14 protein-coding genes and 1 pseudogene are annotated in these 18,460 nt (G+C 62.7%); 9 read left to right on the top strand and 6 right to left on the bottom strand.

Annotated features, from left to right (window positions below; all coding sequences use genetic code 11):
• Window positions 1–5 precede the first annotated feature (5 nt).
• Together BMZ46_RS16835 and BMZ46_RS16830 are read left to right on the top strand one after the other, a co-directional pair.
• Entirely contained in the window at window positions 6–1,199 is a 1,194-nt protein-coding gene (locus BMZ46_RS16835) for a DUF3142 domain-containing protein (protein WP_074689857.1), read from the top strand.
• A pseudogene (locus BMZ46_RS16830) lies at window positions 1,186–3,320 on the top strand (hypothetical protein). Before BMZ46_RS16835 ends, BMZ46_RS16830 begins: the two are co-directional and overlap by 14 nt.
• Here the strand turns inward: BMZ46_RS16830 and BMZ46_RS16825 are convergent.
• Window positions 3,317–3,946, bottom strand: a complete 630-nt coding sequence (locus tag BMZ46_RS16825; RefSeq protein WP_039765022.1) for a LysE family translocator — start codon at window positions 3,944–3,946, stop codon at window positions 3,317–3,319. The pseudogene BMZ46_RS16830 and the gene BMZ46_RS16825 overlap by 4 nt on opposite strands.
• A 144-nt stretch (window positions 3,947–4,090) precedes the next feature.
• Here BMZ46_RS16825 and BMZ46_RS16820 point away from each other — a divergent pair, with 144 nt between their 5' ends.
• Window positions 4,091–4,564, top strand: a complete 474-nt coding sequence (locus BMZ46_RS16820; RefSeq protein ID WP_007954205.1) for an Lrp/AsnC family transcriptional regulator — start codon at window positions 4,091–4,093, stop codon at window positions 4,562–4,564.
• Window positions 4,565–4,601: 37 nt separating this feature from the next.
• On the opposite strand, the gene lpdA is transcribed toward BMZ46_RS16820, so the two are convergent.
• Window positions 4,602–6,002, bottom strand: a complete 1,401-nt coding sequence (lpdA, locus tag BMZ46_RS16815) for a dihydrolipoyl dehydrogenase (protein ID WP_074689859.1) — start codon at window positions 6,000–6,002, stop codon at window positions 4,602–4,604.
• A gap of 210 nt (window positions 6,003–6,212) precedes the next feature.
• Between lpdA and hflK (BMZ46_RS16810) the strand changes: the two genes are divergently transcribed.
• The 5 genes from hflK (BMZ46_RS16810) (at window position 6,213) to cfaB (ending at window position 13,526) form a co-directional block, all read left to right on the top strand.
• Window positions 6,213–8,159 carry a protease modulator HflK gene (hflK, locus tag BMZ46_RS16810; RefSeq protein ID WP_074689861.1) on the top strand — a complete coding sequence of 649 codons (1,947 nt, stop codon included), beginning with the start codon at window positions 6,213–6,215 and terminating at the stop codon, window positions 8,157–8,159.
• Complete coding sequence (hflC, locus tag BMZ46_RS16805; protein ID WP_045121726.1) at window positions 8,156–9,202, top strand: protease modulator HflC; 1,047 nt, start codon at window positions 8,156–8,158, stop codon at window positions 9,200–9,202. The genes hflK (BMZ46_RS16810) and hflC overlap by 4 nt, the downstream gene beginning before the upstream one ends.
• Window positions 9,199–10,257, top strand: coding sequence for a protease modulator HflK (hflK, locus tag BMZ46_RS16800; protein WP_074689863.1), 1,059 nt, complete (start codon window positions 9,199–9,201; stop codon window positions 10,255–10,257). Before hflC ends, hflK (BMZ46_RS16800) begins: the two co-directional genes overlap by 4 nt.
• Window positions 10,254–12,161: a heavy metal translocating P-type ATPase gene (locus BMZ46_RS16795; protein ID WP_074689865.1), complete on the top strand. Its 1,908-nt coding sequence runs from the start codon at window positions 10,254–10,256 to the stop codon at window positions 12,159–12,161. The genes hflK (BMZ46_RS16800) and BMZ46_RS16795 overlap by 4 nt, the downstream gene beginning before the upstream one ends.
• Before the next feature lie 177 nt (window positions 12,162–12,338).
• Complete coding sequence (gene cfaB, locus BMZ46_RS16790) at window positions 12,339–13,526, top strand: C17 cyclopropane fatty acid synthase CfaB (protein WP_039765033.1); 1,188 nt, start codon at window positions 12,339–12,341, stop codon at window positions 13,524–13,526.
• Window positions 13,527–13,528: 2 nt separating this feature from the next.
• On the opposite strand, the gene cls is transcribed toward cfaB, so the two are convergent.
• Window positions 13,529–14,968, bottom strand: a complete 1,440-nt coding sequence (gene cls, locus BMZ46_RS16785; protein WP_074689867.1) for a cardiolipin synthase — start codon at window positions 14,966–14,968, stop codon at window positions 13,529–13,531.
• Window positions 14,969–15,114: 146 nt separating this feature from the next.
• On the opposite strand from cls, the gene BMZ46_RS16780 reads away from it, so the two are divergent.
• A complete protein-coding gene (locus tag BMZ46_RS16780; RefSeq protein ID WP_007954220.1) occupies window positions 15,115–15,633 on the top strand; it encodes a DUF3617 domain-containing protein in 519 nt (172 codons plus the stop codon).
• Between the two features lie 46 nt (window positions 15,634–15,679).
• On the opposite strand, the gene BMZ46_RS16775 is transcribed toward BMZ46_RS16780, so the two are convergent.
• From BMZ46_RS16775 to BMZ46_RS16765, 3 genes are read right to left on the bottom strand one after another with little or no spacing between them, the layout of a single operon-like run.
• On the bottom strand, window positions 15,680–17,017 hold the full coding sequence (locus BMZ46_RS16775) for a dihydroorotase (protein ID WP_074689869.1): 1,338 nt from the start codon (window positions 17,015–17,017) through the stop codon (window positions 15,680–15,682).
• A gap of 3 nt (window positions 17,018–17,020) precedes the next feature.
• The gene (locus BMZ46_RS16770; protein ID WP_074689871.1) at window positions 17,021–17,581 is read right to left on the bottom strand and encodes a gamma carbonic anhydrase family protein; all 561 of its coding nucleotides are present in this window, start codon (window positions 17,579–17,581) and stop codon (window positions 17,021–17,023) included.
• Window positions 17,578–18,453, bottom strand: coding sequence for a metal ABC transporter substrate-binding protein (locus BMZ46_RS16765; RefSeq protein ID WP_039765040.1), 876 nt, complete (start codon window positions 18,451–18,453; stop codon window positions 17,578–17,580). The genes BMZ46_RS16770 and BMZ46_RS16765 overlap by 4 nt, the downstream gene beginning before the upstream one ends.
• Window positions 18,454–18,460 lie beyond the last annotated feature (7 nt).

The following is an 18,460-nucleotide window of genomic DNA, read 5'->3' as shown; positions in this document are numbered from 1 at the left end:
AAGGTATGCGCTTTATCATCGGGTGGTCCGCCCTGGTGGCTGTGTTGTTGCTGTGTGCTTGTGAGCGACAGGACGCAGTGCCACTCGATCAGCAACTTTACGTCTGGCAACGGCAATGGACGCCGGCCCATGAGCTTGCCCTGAATAACAGTCGCAACGACTTTTCGACGTTGCGGGTCTTGGCGTTGCAGGCGTTCCCGAATGCCGGATGGAGCCGGGCACGCGTCGATTCTGCGTTGCTGAGACGCGATGCCCGGCCGTTGATCGCGGTGATTCGCCTCGACGGCCAGCTCAAGGCGCTCGATTCGCAAGCGGTCACGGCGCAGATCCTCCAAGTGCTTGCTGACTGGCAAGGTCAGGGGCTCACGCTGGCCGGCATCGAGATCGACCATGACGCCGGCAATGCCCGCCTGCCTGCTTACATCGGATTCCTTGCTCACTTGCGTACGGCATTGCCGGCCAATCTGCCCCTGAGCATCACTGCGTTACCTGCCTGGCTCGACAGTCCGCAATTGCCGGCGTTGCTGGCGACCGTCGACAGCAGTGTGTTGCAGGTGCATGCCGTCAGCGATCCGCGTCGCGGTCTGTTCGACTCCGAACAGGCGCAGCGCTGGGCCAAGGCCTGGGGGCGAGTGACCGACAAACCGTTTTATCTGGCGCTGCCGGCCTATGGTGTAGCGCTGTTGCCGGATGTCGATGGCGCTCCGGTGGTGGAAAGCGAAGTACCGCTCGAGCGCGGTGGTCAGCGGCGCGAATTGCTCGCCGATCCGCAACAACTGGGCCGACTCGCCAATGAATTGCGCGAGGATCGCCCGGCGCATCTGGCCGGCCTGATCTGGTTTCGTCTGCCGTTGGCCAACGACCGCAGAGCCTGGAGCCTGAGCACGCTGCGCGCGGTCGCCCGAGGCGATGCGTTGAGCAGCCAGCTCGGCGTGGTGTTTACCGAACAGAATGGCCTGCAAGACATTGCCCTGCGTAACGTCGGTAACCTCGACAGCGCCTGGCCCGCCCGCATCACCATCCAGGCCCGGGGCTGCGAAGGCGCTGACGCGCTCGCCGGTTATTCGTTGCAACAAGACCCGGATCTGCTTACCTTCACCCGCCTGCGCGACGGCCGATTGCCGGCGGGAGGGCAGCGCGCGATCGGTTGGGCACGCTGCGCAAATATTGATCAAGGAGGTTCGCATGTTGACCCGTAACTGGCCCCGCCATCTGCTGTGCCTGAGCCTCAGCCTGCCGCTGGGCTCGGCGCTGGCCTGTGGCCCGGACTTCCCGATGCGTCTGCTCGACGATCGCGGGCAATCGCGGAGCTGCCGGAGGGCAACTTCAGGTTCGAGATCAGTCGCCTCGGCAAAACCATCGCCGGGCTGAAGAACGTCACCGCCGCCACCCACAATCCGGATGACATCTACGCCGAGGCGCCAGAACCCGCCGAGGTGCGCGACAAGGCCGAGCAGATCGGCCTGACGCCTGAACAGCAAGCGCTGGTCAAACAGCTGCGCAGCCTGACCGACGCGCGTCAGGTCGACGCGCAGGGTGCGAGCCTGCCGGCGGAACTGCGTCTGTATGTGGCGGGCGCGGTGGCGTTCGGCGCCGGTGACCATCAACTGGCGGTCGAGTATTTCCGTCAGTTGCTGGCGCTGCCGGCCGATCAGCGTGGGTTGCGCAGCACCTGGGCTGCCTATTCTCTGGGCCGGGCGTACTTTGCCATGAGCAGCGAAGCGGGCGATGCGCTTGAAGCCTGGGAAAACGCTATCGACGCGTTCCGCCAGACGCGGCAACTGAGCATCGACGGCTTCAGCGATCCGCTGGAACTGGGCGTGGCCAGCCTTGGCGAAGAGGCGCGGGCGTTGCGCATGGCGGGTGACTGGAACAACGCCATCAAGCTGTATGCCGCGCAAAACCTGCACGGCTCGAACGTCGGTTACACCTCGCTGAAGCAGTTGATGAACGAACTGGCCGAGGAGCCCGAAGATCGGCTGGCGAAATTGCTGCGCCGCGAAGCGGTGCAGCAACTGGTGACCGCCTCGCTGATCAGCCGCATTGGCTGGTCGTTCGGCGATGAACCGCCGAACGAGAAGAAACTGGTCAAAGCGCTGCAAGCGAGTACCCGAGGCAGCCTCGACAACGCTGATCGCCTGGCGGCGATGAATTATCAGCAAGGCGATTACGCCAGCGCCAAGGCGTTCCTCGAACACGCGGGCGACAGCGGTCTGGCGTGGTGGCTGCGGGCAAAACTGGCGGTGCGCGATGGCGATCGGAACGCAGCGGCTGCGGCCTACGCGAAGGCTGCGCAAGCGTTCCCGCAGGACGAATCCTGGGGCGAGCGGCGTACGGCCGACTGGAATCTCGAAACCGTGCAGCCGAAATGCCGGGTCGAGGGCGAGCGCGCGATCCTTGCGCTGCAACGTGGCGAGTACCTGCAGGCCTTCGACCAGTTGTATCGCAGCCAGCACCTTTACTGGTTCGACGCTGCGACCGTGGCCGAGCGAGTGCTGACGGTCGAGGAGCTGAAAAACTATGTCGATACCAACGTGCCGGCACCGCCCGCGCTGAGCCAGCAGGATCGCGACAATTACGTGCCGCTGCCGGTGGCCGCCAGCCTGCGCAATCTGCTGGGGCGGCGCTTGTTGCGTGAGGGGCACTACGCAGAAGCGGTCGGTTATTTCGACAATGCCGATCTGCAGAACAAGGCCCGGCTCTATGGCGAGCAACGCCTGAAGGCCGACTCAGCGTGGTGGCCGACCCAACGTGCCAGCGCACTGTTCAATGCTGCGTGGACAGCCCGTGAGTGGGGCATGGACATCCTGGGCTACGAAATGGCCCCGGATTACGCGACCTTCGGCGGCAACTACAGCCTGGAAAACACCGAGCTGAAAGTCGGGCCGCTGGTCAGCGAGGCCGAAGTGCGACGTCAGAAGGCCAGTGAAGCGCAACCGGATGAGCGTTATCACTATCGTTTTGTCGCCACGGCGCTGGCCAGTCGTGCGGCAGATAATCTGCCGCACACCAGCCAGGCGTTCGCCGCTGTGTTGTGCTCGGCGGCGGGCTGGAACAGCAGCCTGGAAGAGCAGAGCGCGTTGTACAAACGTTATGTCGATGAAGGGCCGTACGTGCCGTGGGCCGTGGATTTCGGCCATCAATGCCCTTATCCGGATTTTGAAAACGCTGACAAGCGCTACGTCACTCAGGTGACCGATTCGGTGCGTTCGACACTGCGGCCGTACAAGTGGCCGGTGCAGATCGGAGCGATCGTGGCCTTCACTGCTGTGGCGTTGCTGCTGATCACCCGCCGCCAGCGTAAGGCCCGCAAAGCCTAAGCCTGCTGGACGAACGTCAGGCGCACGGCGAAGCCGATCAACAGGCTGCCGAACAGCCACTGCTGCACCCGCTGGGCCGTCGGGCTGTGTTTCAGCCAGCGGCCCAGCGCGGCGCCGGTCAGGGCGTAGGCGCTGTCGAACAGCAGACCTGTGCCCACCAGCATCGCACCGAGCACGGCGAACTGGGTCAGCACCGCTGCGCCATTTGCCACGATGAACTGCGGCAGCAGCACCGAGCAGAACAGTAACGCTTTCGGGTTGAGCAGGTTGGTCAGCAGGCCGCGGCGGATGGCTGCATACCACTGCGCATGACTGTCCGTCACGGTGCCGGCGTCCAGATCCGGCAACAGCGTGGTGCGCAGGCATTGAATGCCGATCCACAGCAAATACGCCGCCCCGGCGATCCGCACAGCATCGAAGGTCCACGGCGCCGCCTTGAACAGCGCCGCCAGCCCCAGCGCCGCGAGCGCTACATGACAGCCTCGGGCGATGGCCAGACCCACCGCCGTGGCCAGCGCTGCGCCGCGTCCCTGACGGGCACCGGTCTGCAACAGCAGGATCATGTCCGGGCCGGGCAACAGAAAGACCACTGCCAGCGCCAGGAAAAACAGCCAGAGACTTGCCATATCGCACCCCTTTCGTTGTCGATTCGGTAGCCTCAGTCTAGGGCCGAAGGGCAGGGCAGGTGGTTGCGTAGTCAGCTTCTAAAGGCCTCTGGATTGGCATAATCTGCGCTCTTTCACCGCGAAAACCATCAGGATCTGCCAACCATGAAACTGGATGCCTTCGACCGCAAGATTCTTGCCGCACTGCAACGGGACGGACGCCTGAGCAACGTACAACTGGCCGACGAAATCGGCCTGTCGGCATCGCCGTGCCTGCGCCGGGTGCGGATGCTCGAAGAGGCCGGGGTGATTCGCGGATATCAGGCCAATCTGGACCGTGATGAAGTGGGGTTGGGGCTGACGGTGTTTGTCGGGGTCAAGGTCGAGCGCCACAACGACGAACAGGCCGAGGCATTCCACCGGGCGGTGACCGCATTGCCGGAGGTGATTTCAGCGTTTCTGGTGTCCGGGGAATCGGACTTTCTGCTGCAAGTGGTGGTGCCGGATCTGCGCGCCTACGACCGCTTTCTCACCGGTTGCCTGTTGAAGCTGCCGGGGGTGAGCGATATCCGCAGCAATTTTGCGATCCACACGGTGAAAACGCCCGGCGCATTGCCGCTGGGGCATCTGCCGTCCTGATACTTCCCGCATTGCGCGGGAAGTATTCGCACAGTGCTTACATCTGCGTCGCCATCCCTTCGACATTCATTGCCGCCTGACGCAACGCTTCGGAGCGGGTTGGATGCGGGTGACAGGTCAGCGCGATGTCTTCGGCCGAGGCGCTGAATTCCATGGCCACGCAGAACTCGCCGATCATTTCGCTGACGCTCGGGCCGACCAGGTGTACGCCGAGGACTTCGTCGGTGCGCTCATCAGCGATGACTTTGGCAAAGCCTTCGGTCTCGTGATTGATCTTCGCCCGGCTGTTGGCGGTGAACGGGAATTTGCCGACCTTGTACGCCCGGCCTTCAGCCTTCAGCTGCTCCTCGGTCTTGCCGACGCTGGCCAGCTCCGGGCGGGTGTAGATCACGTTGGGAATCAGCTCGTAATTGACCTCGCCGGCCTTGCCGACGATCTGCTCGATGCAGGCCATGGCTTCGTCTTCGGCCTTGTGCGCGAGCATCGGCCCGGACGTCACGTCACCGATCACCCACACGCCAGGCGCTTCCGTGCGATGCTGTTTGTTGGCGAGCATGCCGCGTTTGTCGGTGCTCAGGCCGACGTTTTCCAGGCCCAGGCCCTGGATGTACGGACGACGACCGATGGCCACCAGCACATAATCGGCCTCGAGGATTTCCGCGCTGCCGCCAGCGGCAGGCTCGACGCTGAGTTGTACGCCAGTGGCCGAGGAGGTGGCGCTGGTCACTTTGGAGCTCAGCTTGAAGCTGATGCCTTGTTTACTCAGTGAGCGTTGCAGAGTCTTGCCGGCTTCGCCGTCGACACCGGGGCAGATGCGGTCGAGGTATTCCACCACGGTTACCTGCGCACCGAGCCGGCGCCAGACCGAACCGAGTTCGAGGCCGATCACGCCTGCGCCGATCACCACCAGATGTTTGGGCACTTCGCTCAAGGACAGCGCGCCGGTGGAGTCGAGGATGCGCTTGTTGTCGATCTCCACGCCGGGCAGGGGAGTGGGCTCGGAGCCGGTGGCGATGACGATGTCCTTGGCAGTCAGCTCGATCCGGCTACCCTGATCGCCGGTCACGCTGACTTTTCCGGGGCCGTCGATGTGGCCCCAGCCTTTGATCCAGTCGACCTTGTTCTTGCGGAACAGGAATTCGATGCCTTTGGTCAGGCCGCTCACGCTTTCGTCTTTCTGCTTCATCATTTGCGCAAGGTTGAGCGTGGGTTTGACCTCGATGCCGAGGTTGGCGAACTCCGCTCCCAGCGCCGCTTCGTACAGCTCTGACGCATGCAAAAGCGCCTTGGACGGCATGCAGCCGACGTTCAGGCAGGTGCCTCCCAGCGTGGCGCGGCCCTCGACGCATGCGGCCTTGAGGCCCAGCTGGCCGGCGCGGATCGCTGCGTTATAACCGCCGGGGCCACCGCCCAGAATCACCACGTCATAGTTGCTCATGCTTTTACTCCTGGCTGAAGGATGCGGATCGGTAAAAGTAGTTGGTGCTTAAAATTACGAACGTAATATGTGCGTTTCCAGACATTTCGGTCAAGGCTTCAGGCAAGCGACAGGTTGCCCATCTTTGAATGATGCAAATGAGTACAAATATTTCACGACTTTCGTTATATCGTAACGATATGTGCAGTGAGCCAAAGAGTTTGGGGGGATATGCAAGTCGATCTGGATGAAGGCACGCCGGTGACCGGGTTGCCGCGCTTTCAGCAAGCGGCAACGCAGGGCCGGCGTTTGCGTCGCCTGGCGATCGGTCTGGGCGCGCTGGCCGGGGCAGGGTGGGTGCTGGCATTTTTTGTCGGGCTGTTTGCGCCGCAATCGCTGTGGCCCGCGTTGCTGGTCAATCAGAGCGCGGCGTTGCTGGTGCTGGTGGCCGGTCTGCAATCGGCGTGGTGGGTGACGCAATGGCGGGCGCGGGTGATCAATCCCGTGGTGCCGGTGACGGTTGCTGAAGAACCTGCGCCGGATGGCTGGTACGAGCGGCTGCTGGATCGCATGAGCCAGCGCAGTCTGCAGCTGCTCGGACAGATCGGCGCGGCCACGGTGTGGCTCGGCGGTTGGTCGTTGCTGGTGCTGCTGAGCCTCGAGCAGACGTGGAATCTGACGCTGCCGGCGGCGGGTGTGGGGTTGTCCGCCACGGTCGGCGCGGCTATCGCGTTGCTCTTGGCGTTCGGTCTGCTGGTGCTGGAGCGGCAACTGGCGCAGGAAAACCCGGCGCAATGGCCCGAGGCCGGAGCGCTGGCGCAACTAACGCGAGTTGCAATCATCAGTCTGGTGCTGGGCGCGTTGTGCCTGTTGTTCGCCAGTGACAGTGCGATCTGGCCGGTGCGTCTGGCAGTGTTGATCGGCATTCTGCCGGGGCTGGTTGCCCTGGAATTGCTGCTGCGTGCACTGCTGTCGTTGTTCAGCCCGCGCCGCGAACAACTCGAACCGGTGCTGCTGGCCCGTAGTTTCGTCGCCGATCTGCTGCGCTGGCCGCCACAACCGTTGCTTGCGTTGCAGCATGAGTTGCATAACCGCTTCGGCATCGATCTGCGTCAGATCTGGGCCTTCAGTTACATGCGCCGCGCGTTCTTGCCGGTGTTGGTACTGGTAGCAACGGTGGGCTGGTTGCTCACCGGCCTTCACGAAATTCCGATGCAAAGCCGTGGCATTTACGAGCGTTTCGGTAAACCGGTGCAGGTGTTCGGGCCGGGGCTGCATGCGGGTTTGCCCTGGCCGTTGGGGCGTGTGCTGAATGTCGAGAACGGCGTGGTCCATGAATTGGCGACCAGCGTCGGCGAGAACCCGGCACCCGTGCAGTTGGACCCGGCAGAAGGTCCGGCGCCACTGACAGCCAACCGTTTGTGGGACGCCAGTCACGTCAATGACAAGTCCCAGGTTATCGCCAGCAGCCGGGGCGATCAGCAGAGCTTTCAAATCGTCAACATGGACGTGCGCTTCGTCTATCGCATCGGCCTGAGCGATCAAGCCGCACTGGCCGCCACCTACAACAGCGCCGATGTGCCGACGCTGATCCGCAGCACCGCCAGCCGGATTCTGGTGCATGACTTTGCCTCGCGCACACTCGATGGTTTGCTTGGCGAGGACAGGACCGGACTCGCCGAAGAAATCGGCCGCGCCGTGCAAAGCGATCTGCAGAAACTCGACAGCGGCGTGGAAATTCTCGCCACAGTGGTCGAAGCGATACACCCGCCGGCCGGTGCGGCCAATGCCTATCACAGCGTGCAAGCGGCGCAGATCGGCGCTCAGGCGTTGATCTCTCGCGAGCGCGGCGCCGCTGCCGAAGCGAGTAACCAGGCGCAGTTGCAGGCCAGCCTCGCTCGGGATCAGGCCAGTGCCAACGCCCATGAAATCAATGCCACCGCCCGGGCGGCGGATCTGAAGTTCAGCGCCGAACAAAAGGCCTACGCCAGCGCCGGCCAGGCCTTCGTGCTGGAGCAATACTTCAGCCAACTCAGCCAGGGTTTGAGCAAAGCCAAACTGTTGGTACTCGACCATCGCCTGGGCGGCAGCAGTAACGCACCGACCATCGACCTGCGTACGTTCACGCTGCCGGCAGATCCGGCGCGCACCACCGCTCAGCCAGGAGCCACCCATTGAGCCAGTCGCACACTCACGATCACCATGACCACAGCGGCCACGATCATGCTCATGGCGGCGGTCATCACCATCACGGGCATCATCACCATCACCACGGTGCGCCGGAAGAGGCAGGGCCTTTTCCGTGGAAACGTATGGGCTGGGCAGCGTTGCTGGTGGCGTTCGCCATCGCGGCGGCGAGCCTGGTGCAAGTGCGCTCCGGTGAAGCCACGGTCATCACCCGTTTCGGCAATCCGTCCCGCGTGTTGCTGGAGCCGGGTCTGAGCTGGCGCTGGCCGGCACCGTTCGAAGCGGCGATTCCGGTGGATCTGCGTTTGCGCACAACCTCCAGCGGCTTGCAGGACGTCGGCACCCGCGACGGTTTGCGCATCATCGTTCAGGCGTACGTGGCCTGGCAGGTGCAGGGCGATCCCGACAACGTGCAACGCTTCATGCGCGCCGTGCAGAACCAGCCGGACGAAGCGGCGCGGCAGATTCGCACGTTTGTCGGCTCGGCACTGGAAACCACGGCCAGCAGTTTTGATCTGGCCAATCTGGTCAATACCGATGCCAGCCAGGTTCGCATCGCCGATTTTGAAGCGCAGTTGCGCCAGCAAATCGATCAGCAACTGCTCGCCACTTACGGCGTGCGGGTGGTGCAGGTGGGCATCGAACGGCTGACATTGCCATCGGTGACCCTCACTGCAACGGTTGACCGGATGCGCGCCGAGCGCGAAACCATCGCCACCGAGCGCACGGCCATCGGCAAGCGAGAGGCAGCGCAAATCCGCTCCGCCGCCGAACGCGATGCGCGCATCGTGCAAGCCGATGCCACGGTGAAAGCTGCCGATATCGAAGCCCAATCGCGGGTGGAAGCGGCGCAGATTTACGGACGTGCTTACGCCGGTTCGCCGCAGCTGTACAACTTGCTGCGCTCGCTGGATACCCTCGGCACCATCGTTTCGCCGGACACCAAACTGATCCTGCGCACCGACGCCGCGCCGTTCCGGGTGTTGGTCGACGGTCCGCCCAATCTCGACAGCAAGAGCGGATCGCAGCCATGAATGAAGTTCCACGTGGAACACATTCGCTGAACAGTCCGTGGATTCAAGCGGGACGTCTGGCGTTTTTCGCTCTGTATGCGGTGACAGTGCTCGCGGCATTGGCCTGGGCGTTTTCCAATGTCCGGCAGATTGACCCGCAAAACCGCGCGGTGGTTTTGCATTTCGGAGCGCTGGATCGCATTCAGAATGCCGGGTTGTTGTTGGCGTGGCCGCAGCCGTTCGAACAGGTGGTTTTGTTGCCGGCGGCGGATCGGGTGATCGAGCGCAGAGTGGAAAACTTGCTGCGCAGCGATCAGGCCCTGCAGGCGGATCGCGTGGCAACCTTCGCCACGCCGCTGAGTGATGCGCTCGCCGGTTCCGGTTATCTGCTCACCGGTGACGCCGGTGTTGTGCAGCTGGATGTGCGGGTGTTCTACAAGGTCACCGATCCTTATGACTTTGTGCTGCAAGGCGAGCACGTGCTGCCGGCGCTGGATCGAGTGGTGACCCGCAGCGCAGTGGCGCTGACGGCCGCGCGGGACCTGGACACGATTCTGGTCGCACGACCAGAGCTGATCGGCGCTGACAATCAGGCCGGCGAACGTCGCGAACGACTGCGCGGTGATCTGGTGCAAGGCATCAACCGCCGCCTCGCCGAGTTGAAGGCGAGCGGTCAGGGCATCGGCATCGAAGTGGCACGGGTCGATGTGCAATCGAGTCTGCCGGAGCCGGCGGTGAGTGCGTTCAACGCCGTCCTCACCGCCAGCCAGCAAGCCGACAAAGCGGTCGCCAATGCCCGCACCGAGGCCGAGAAACTTACCCAGTCCGCCAACGAACAGGCTGACCGCACGCTGCAAGTCGCCCACGCCCAGGCCGGTGAGCGCCTGGCCAGAGCTTCCGCCGACACGGCGACGGTATTGAGCCTGGCCAAGGCGCAACAGCAGGGCACTGACCCGCAAATGCTGTTGCGTCTGTACCGCGAGCGGATGCCGAAGATTCTCGGTCAGGCCGGTTCGGTCACCACGGTCGATCCAAAAGACGATTCACGCCTGATCATTCAGGGAGCCAGCAAATGACTGCCACCACCACCGCACCGAGCTTGTTGTCCTCGGCCGAACAACGCCGCGCCGCGCGCCAGTTGACCTTGGCAATGCTCGCCCTCGGCTTGCTTGGTCTGGGGTTGATCTGGCGCTGGTTGATGCCGGAACAGACGGGCGTCAGTCAGTTGCTGCTCGGATTTGCTTCTTTGTTAGTCGCGGTGCCGGTAATGCGTTCGGCGTGGTTCAGCCTGCGTTATCCGAGCCTGCACGGCATCACCGACCAGTTGATCGCCCTGGCGATGATCGGGGCCTGGGCCACGGGCGATCTGCTCACGGCGGCGCTGTTGCCGATCATCATGATCTTCGGCCACGTGCTGGAAGAACGCAGTGTGATCGGTTCCGAGGAAGCGATTCATGCCCTCGGCCAATTGACCCGCAGCCACGCGCGCAAGGTGCAGGCGGACGGCTCGATCATCGAAGTCGACAACGGCACGCTCAAGGCCGGCGACAAAGTCGAAGTGCGCGCCGGGGATCGAGTGCCGGCGGACGGTCGGGTTTTATCCGGCCAGGCCAGCCTCGATACGGCGTCGATCACCGGTGAGTCGGTGCCGGTCGAGGCGGGCGTCGGCATGGCGGTATTCGGCGGTGCGATCAACCTCGACGGGCTGCTGCGAATCGAAGTGACTCGCACCGGGGATGAATCCACCCTCGGCAAGGTCATCGCGCTGATGCAGAACGCCGAACGCTCCAAGCCACCGATCACCCGGTTGCTCGAACGTTATGCCGGCAGCTACATGGTGCTGGTGTTGCTGCTCGCGGCGGTGACCTGGTTTATCACCAACGATGCGCAGGCGATGCTCGCGGTGCTGGTGGCAGCATGCCCATGCGCGCTGGTGTTGTCGGCACCTGCCACGGCGATTGCCGGGGTGGCGGTGGCGGCGCGGCACGGGATTCTGATTCGCAGTTCGGCATTCCTTGAGGAGCTGGCCGATCTCACTTCGCTGGTCGTCGACAAGACCGGCACCCTGACGTACGGCACGCTGCGCTTGCAATCGATCAACAGCCTGCGAGCAGATCACGGGTCGGTGATGGCGCTGGCTGCAAGCCTGGGTGCGGCTAGCAGCCATCCGGTCAGCCGCGCGCTGGCCGGACTGGTCAGCGCAGAAGAGGCGCTGGTGCTGACCGATATTCATGAGCGGCAGGGGCTGGGCGTAGTGGCCAAAACCGCGCAAGGCGACGCCGCACTCGGGCGTCCGGAGCTGTTTGCGCAGTTGGGCATCCCGACCACCGCCATCCCCGAACACGATGGCCCGATTGCCGGGCTGGCACTGAACGGCGAATTCCTTGCCTGGCTGTTGCTGGCCGACACCGTCAAACCGGAAGCGCGATTTGCGTTGAGCGAACTGCGTGATCTCGGGTTGGGGCGGCAACTGCTGTTGACCGGTGACCGTCAGAGCGTCGCGCAAACCCTCGCCAGGGATGTCGGCCTGCACGAAGTCGAAGCCCAGGCGTTGCCCGAAGACAAGCTCAATCGAGTGCTCAAGGAAATCGACAACGGCTTCCGGCCGATGGTGGTCGGCGACGGGATCAACGATTCGTTGGCGCTCAAGGCGGGTGTTGTGGGTGTGGCGATGGGCGCGGGCGGCGCGGATATTGCGCTGGCATCCGCCGATATCGTACTGATCGGCAGCGACCTGCGGCGGCTCGGCACCTGTGTGCGCCTGAGCCGCCAGTGCCGACGGACCTTGCAGGTGAACGTGATCATCGGTCTGGGCTGGACGCTGGCCATCGTGGTGTTCGCGGCCTTCGGCTGGCTCGGTGCGGCGGGGGCGATGATCGCCGCGTTGCTGCACAATCTGAGTACGCTGTTGGTGCTGGGCAATGCCGGACGCTTGCTGCGTTTTCAGGAACCACTGCTGAAGCTCAAAGCGTCGGACTGATCAATTTTCGAACTGTGCGCCGGTCTCGCAGTCATTTGAGAAGGCGCACTGAACCAGGGATGACAGCGCGATGACAGCCTCTGAGGCTGATAGTCGGCGACTATCAAATCGATAGCCTGCTAATTTTCAAGGATGGTCTACCCTCAGATCAGACGTCTGAAACCAGGGGGATATTCCATGCTCGCGCAACTTCCACCGGCCTTACAGAATCTGCAGCTTCCGCTACGCCTGCGACTCTGGGACGGCCATGAATTCAATCTGGGCCCGACGCCCAGTGTCACCATCGTGGTCAAGGACCCGTTGATGGTGTCCCAGTTGACCCATCCAAGTCTCGACGCGCTGGGGGCGGCGTTCGTCGAGGGCAAACTCGAACTGGAAGGCTCGATCAGCGAGGTCATCCGGGTGTGCGATGAGTTGAGCACGGCGCTGCTCGACGAGGACGAAGACAGTCAGCCGGTGCGCACCGTGCATGACAAGGAAACCGACGCCAAAGCCATCTCCTATCACTACGACCTGTCCAACGCGTTCTACCAGCTGTGGCTGGACAGCGACATGGCGTATTCCTGCGCGTATTTCGAAACCGGCAGCGAATCCCTGGAGCAAGCCCAGCAAGCCAAGTTCCGGCACCTGTGCCGCAAGCTGCGCCTGCAGCCCGGCGACTATCTGCTGGACGTGGGTTGTGGCTGGGGCGGACTGGCGCGGTATGCCGCCCGTGAGTTCGGCGCCAAGGTCTTCGGTATCACCCTGAGCAAAGAGCAACTGGCCCTGGCCCGCGAGCGAGTGAAAGCCGAAGGTCTGGAAGACCAGATCGAACTGCAACTGCTTGACTACCGCGATCTGCCCCAGGACGGGCGTTTCGACAAAGTGGTCAGCGTCGGCATGTTCGAGCACGTCGGCCACGCCAACCTCGCCGAATACTGCAAAACCCTGTTCGGCGCGGTGAAAGAGGGCGGTCTGGTGATGAACCACGGCATCACCGCCAAGCACACCGATGGCCGCCCTGTGGGGCGCGGCGCCGGGGATTTCATCGAGAAATATGTGTTCCCCAACGGCGAGCTGCCGCACCTGGCGATGATCTCGGCCGAGATCAGCGAAGCGGGTCTGGAGATCGTCGACGTCGAGAGTCTGCGCCTGCACTACGCGCGCACCCTGGACCACTGGAGCGAACGGCTGGAGGACAACCTCGAAGCCGCTGCGAAACTGGTGCCGGACCAGGCGCTGCGTATCTGGCGTCTGTACCTGGCGGGCTGCGCTTATGCGTTCGCTCGCGGCTGGATCAACCTGCACCAGATCCTCGCCGTGAAGGCCCATGCCGATGGCAGCCATGAACTGCCGTGGACGAGGGACGACATCTACCACCCTTGAACCTAGAGGATCGGTGAAATCAGCCGGGCGATCCGCATACCGACCTGTTGCAGGCGATGGATCTCCCGGCTTTCTTCTTTGGCGACTTCGTAGGCCTGGGCGAAATCATCGTTGAGCATCTGTTCCACGCTGGCGGCAAATTCGCTGTCGACGGTCAGCAGCATTACCTCGAAATTCAGCCGGAACGAGCGGTTGTCCAGGTTGGCACTGCCGATGGCGCTGATTTCGCTGTCGATCAACACCACTTTCTGATGCAGGAAACCCGGTTCGTAGCGGAATACCCGCACGCCGGCGCGTACCGCTTCGAACGCATACAGGCTGGAGGCGGCGTAGACGATGCGATGGTCGGGGCGCGAAGGCAGCAACAGGCGCACGTCGACCCCGCGCAATACGGCGAGGCGCAATGCTGCGAATACGGCTTCGTCGGGAATGAAGTAGGGGCTGGTGATCCACACGCGCTCGGTGGCGGCGTGGATGGCCTCAACGAAGAACAGCGAGCAGGTTTCGTAAGCATCCGCCGGGCCACTGGCGAGCAATTGGCAAAGCACGCCGTCCTCCGGGTACGCGTCCGGCAGGATCAGCGGCGGCAATGACCGCGCGGCCCAGAACCAGTCTTCGGCAAACGACTCCTGCATGCACGCCACCACTGGGCCGCGCACCTGGACGTGAGTGTCGCGCCACGGCGCCAGCGGTGGTTTTTCACCCATGTACTCGTCGCCGACGTTGTGGCCGCCGACAAACCCGATCAGCCCGTCGACCACCACGATCTTGCGGTGGTTGCGAAAATTCACCTGGAAACGATTGAGCCAGCCGCTGCGGGTGGCAAACGCCTTGACCTCGACGCCTCCGTCGCGCAGCGCCTGCACGTAGCTGTGGGGCAGGGCGTGGCTGCCGATACGGTCGTAGAGCAAATGGATCACCACGCCTTCGGCGGCTTTCTTCAGCAGCAGGTCACGCAGGCGCTGACCGAGACGATCGTCGTGAATGATGAAAAACTGGATCAGCACCGCTTCCCGCGCCTGGTCGATTGCGTGGAAAATCGCCTCGAAGGTCGCCGCGCCATTGATCAGCAATCGCACTTCATTGTTGGCCAGGCACGGCATGCGCCCCAGCTTCGGCATCGCCCGCAACGAATCGTAAGCATTCGAGGCGCGGGCGGTCAGGGCCTCTTCCACCCACGGCCGCCAGTTGAGCTCGGAAATCGCCAGGCGCATTTGTTCGTTGGCCTGACGGCGGGCCTTGATGTAGCCATCGAAGGTGCTGCGGCCGAACACCAGATAAGGAATAAGGGTGAGGTAGGGAATGAAGATCAGCGACAGCGCCCAGGCGATCGAGCCTTGGGCGGTGCGTACGGTCAATACGGCATGGATCGCGGCGATCGAGCCGAGGGTGTGTATCAGGGCGATCAGGTAACCGAAAATGTGCGGTCCGAAATAATCCATGGGGCAACCTTGCTCCTGAAGATTCAATGCTTAACAGACCATGTTCCATGGCGATTGTCGCTATTTGTTTTCACGCCGTCAGCGCCCGCCATGAACCGAAACAGGCGGCCGGCGTCTAACGGCCACTACTGATCAGGAGTTTTTCAATGAACGTTCGTCTGCTGGGTTTGGCGCTGGGCCTGGGTTTGGCCTTGCCGGTGGTTGCTCAGGCGCAAATGCTGCAGCCGGGGTTGTGGGAAATGACGTCGAGCAATGTGAAGGTCGATGATCAGGTGATGGATGTGCAATCGATCCTCGGCCAGATTCAGGGCCAGATCACCCCGCAGCAGCGGGCGGAACTGGAGAAGCAGGGGATCAATATCGGTGGCAAGGGTATCCGCGCCTGCCTGACGCCGCAGCAGGTGGCGACCAACGATATTCCGCTGGCGGACCCGCAGTCGGGCTGCAAACAGCAGATCACCGAGCGTGTCGGCAACCAGTGGAAATTCCGCTTCAGTTGCCCGAAAGCCCAAGGCACCGGCGTCGCGACGTTCCTCAGTGACCGCGAGTTCACCACCGTCGCCAATGGCACTTTCAATGCGATCGGGATCAACCAGAAGGGCAGTCTGGAAACCCGGGCAGTCTGGCTGGGTCAGGATTGCGGCACGGTCAAACCGAGAGCGTAACGTCATTATCGAAACCGCCTCCACATCGAGTGGAGGCGGTTTTTTTTCAGCGCATGAAACGCAGCGGCAATCCTTGGCAGTTGTCGTGGATCCGATGGTCATGCCACGCGATCTGCCCCGACACCATCGTCGTGCTGACCCGATGCCGAAAGCTGCGCTGAGCGAACGGCGTCCAGCCACATTGCGACAGAACCGGTTGGCGGGACACCGCGACACCCCCAGGCTCCGGTTGAACCAACACCAGATCCGCCCAATATCCTTCACGTAAATAACCGCGATCCGGAATGGCAAACAGATCGGCCACCCGGTGGCTGGTCTTCGCCACCAGCGTGGTGATCGGCAATACGCCATCCGCCACCAGTTCCAGAAGCGCCGGCAGCGCGTGTTGCACCAGTGGCAGTCCAGACGGCGCCTGTTCATACGCTTGCTGCTTTTCCGCCCAGGTGTGCGGTGCGTGATCGCTGCCGATCACGTCCAGTCGATTGCTCAGCAGTGCCTGACGCAAGGCATCACGATCGGCTTGGGACTTGATCGCTGGATTGCATTTGATCAGGTTGCCAAGCTTCGGATAGTCACGGTCATCGAACAGCAAGTGATGCAGGCAGACTTCGGCGGTGACGCGTTTTTGCGGCAGCGGTTTGTCTTCGAACAACGCCAGCTCGCGGGCCGTTGTCAGGTGCAGGACGTGCAGGCGAGTGCCATGACGTTTGGCCAGATCCACCGCCAGAGACGATGAACGAAAGCAGCTGTCGGCATTGCGGATCTGCGCGTGGGCATCGGGCGGCAGTTGGTTGCCGAAGCGTTCGCGCAGGTTCGCGGCATTCGCATCGATGCTCGGCGTGTGTTCACAGTGGGCCAGCAGAATCGTCGGCACTTTGGCGAACAGACGCTCGAGGGTGTTGGGGTCGTCCACCAGCATGTTGCCGGTGGACGCGCCCATGAACACTTTGACCCCGGCCACTTCGCTCGGGTTGAGTGCTGCGACCGTGTCCAGATTGTCGTGACTGACGCCGAAGTGAAAACCGTAGTTGGCCACCGAGTTGATTGCCGCCCGGCGCTTTTTGTCGGCCAGCGCGTCAAGGGTAAGGGTGGCAGGGTTGGTGTTCGGCATGTCCATGAAACTGGTGATGCCGCCGGCCACGGCTGCACGGGACTCGGTGTGGATGCTGCCCTTGGCCGGCGCACCCGGCTCACGGAAATGCACTTGGTCATCAATCATTCCCGGCAGCAGCCATTGACCGTCGGCGTCGATTTCACGGGTCGCGTTTTCCCCTTCGATGCTGCCGGCGATCTTGACGATGCGCCCGTGGCTGACCAACAGATCGGCGTCGAACTCACGCCCCTCGTTCACCAGCCGCGCATTGCGAATCAACACACTGCTCATGATTCAGAACTCGTTCTGCAAGGCTTTGTAGCCGCGCACCAGGTCGACGTTGGTGCGCGCCACATCTTCGGAAAACTCCGAAGCGCTCACGCTCACCGGCGGGAATTGCGAGAGGTCGGTGCCCGGGCCGATGCGCGTGGTGGAGGGCACGTAGAACGCGTCCGGCAGATCCCGACCGTCGACCACCGAGTTGTGCCGCACCACACAGCCGTTGCCCACGACGCAATTAAACAGCACGCTGTTGAAACCGATGAACACCCGGTCGCCGACCGTGCACGGGCCATGCACGATCGAGCGGTGGGCGATGGAGCTGAATTCGCCGATAGTCACCGCCGCGCCGGATTTGGAGTGGATCACCACGCCGTCCTGGATGTTCGAATTGGCGCCGATGGTGATCGGCTCCATGTCGCCCGTGGCGTCCACTTCATCGGCGCGGATCACCGCGTACGGGCCGACGAATACGTTTTCACCGATGACGACTTTGCCGCAGATGATCGCGGTTTTATCGACGTAGGCAGACTCGGCAATCTGCGGCAAATCACCGGAAGGATTTTTACGGATCATGGTTGGCTCAGGGCTTGGTAAAGAGTGTTGAGGTTGTATTCGAACAGCCCTGTGAAGGTGCTGGCCGGACCGCTGGCGGCGAGGGCGTCGGAGTACAGCGTGCCGCCGATGTGTGCGCCGCTTTCGTCGGCGATCTGTTTGAGCAGGCGCGCGTCCTTGATGTTTTCCATGAACACCGCTTTAACCTTGGCCTGACGAATCTGGGTGATCAGCGCGGCGACTTCGGCAGCGGAAGGTTCGCGTTCGGTGGACAGACCTTGTGGCGCCATGAAGTCTATGCCGTACGCCTGACCGAGATAACCGAAGGCGTCGTGGCTGGTGACGATCTTGCGGTTGCCCGGCGGCAAGGAACCGAGCTTGGCTTTCGCCTGGGCGAGGAGGGCGTAGATCTGTTTCAGGTAGACCTGGCTGTTGCGCTCGTAGTCGGCTTTGTTTGCCGGGTCAGCAGCGATCAGCGCCTTGGTGATGTTGGCGACGTACAGCTCGGCGTTCGCCAGGTTGTGCCAGGCGTGAGGGTCGGGAACGGTTTCGCCGTCCTCATCCAGCGAGCGCGGAATTACGCCGCGACTGGCGCTGATCACCGGGGCTCTGGTGTCGGTGCTGGCGACCAGCCGATCCAGCCACGGCTCGAAACCCAGACCGTTCTTGACGATCAGTTTCGCCTTGAGCAGGGCTTTGGCGTCGTCCGGAGTGGGTTCGTAAGTGTGGGCATCGGCGTCAGGGCCGACCATGTTGGTGATCTGGATATGCTCGCCGCCGACCTGATGCACCATGTCGGCAAGGATGCTGAAACTGGTGACCACCGGCAGTTTTTCCGCCGCCGATAACGACATCGACAGCATCAGGCTGAACAGCACGAGTAGAGCGCGCATCGGGAAA

Source organism: Pseudomonas sp. NFIX49 (assembly GCF_900115915.1).
GTDB lineage: Bacteria > Pseudomonadota > Gammaproteobacteria > Pseudomonadales > Pseudomonadaceae > Aquipseudomonas > Aquipseudomonas pharyngis.
This window is presented reverse-complemented; position numbering and strand designations above follow the sequence as displayed.

Bases quoted from the DNA above. Each gene is read 5' to 3' on its own strand.
- BMZ46_RS16780 (WP_007954220.1), top strand. From the start codon at position 15,115: ATGAACGTTCGTCTGCTGGGTTTGGCGCTGGGCCTGGGTTTGGCCTTG.
- BMZ46_RS16825 (WP_039765022.1), bottom strand. From the start codon at position 3,946: ATGGCAAGTCTCTGGCTGTTTTTCCTGGCGCTGGCAGTGGTCTTTCTG.
- hflK (WP_074689861.1), top strand. From the start codon at position 6,213: ATGCAAGTCGATCTGGATGAAGGCACGCCGGTGACCGGGTTGCCGCGC.
- BMZ46_RS16775 (WP_074689869.1), bottom strand. From the start codon at position 17,017: ATGAGCAGTGTGTTGATTCGCAATGCGCGGCTGGTGAACGAGGGGCGT.
- cls (WP_074689867.1), bottom strand. From the start codon at position 14,968: ATGGATTATTTCGGACCGCACATTTTCGGTTACCTGATCGCCCTGATA.
- BMZ46_RS16795 (WP_074689865.1), top strand. From the start codon at position 10,254: ATGACTGCCACCACCACCGCACCGAGCTTGTTGTCCTCGGCCGAACAA.
- BMZ46_RS16820 (WP_007954205.1), top strand. From the start codon at position 4,091: ATGAAACTGGATGCCTTCGACCGCAAGATTCTTGCCGCACTGCAACGG.
- BMZ46_RS16835 (WP_074689857.1), top strand. From the start codon at position 6: ATGCGCTTTATCATCGGGTGGTCCGCCCTGGTGGCTGTGTTGTTGCTG.
- hflK (WP_074689863.1), top strand. From the start codon at position 9,199: ATGAATGAAGTTCCACGTGGAACACATTCGCTGAACAGTCCGTGGATT.
- BMZ46_RS16765 (WP_039765040.1), bottom strand. From the start codon at position 18,453: ATGCGCGCTCTACTCGTGCTGTTCAGCCTGATGCTGTCGATGTCGTTA.
- cfaB (WP_039765033.1), top strand. From the start codon at position 12,339: ATGCTCGCGCAACTTCCACCGGCCTTACAGAATCTGCAGCTTCCGCTA.
- lpdA (WP_074689859.1), bottom strand. From the start codon at position 6,002: ATGAGCAACTATGACGTGGTGATTCTGGGCGGTGGCCCCGGCGGTTAT.
- BMZ46_RS16770 (WP_074689871.1), bottom strand. From the start codon at position 17,581: ATGATCCGTAAAAATCCTTCCGGTGATTTGCCGCAGATTGCCGAGTCT.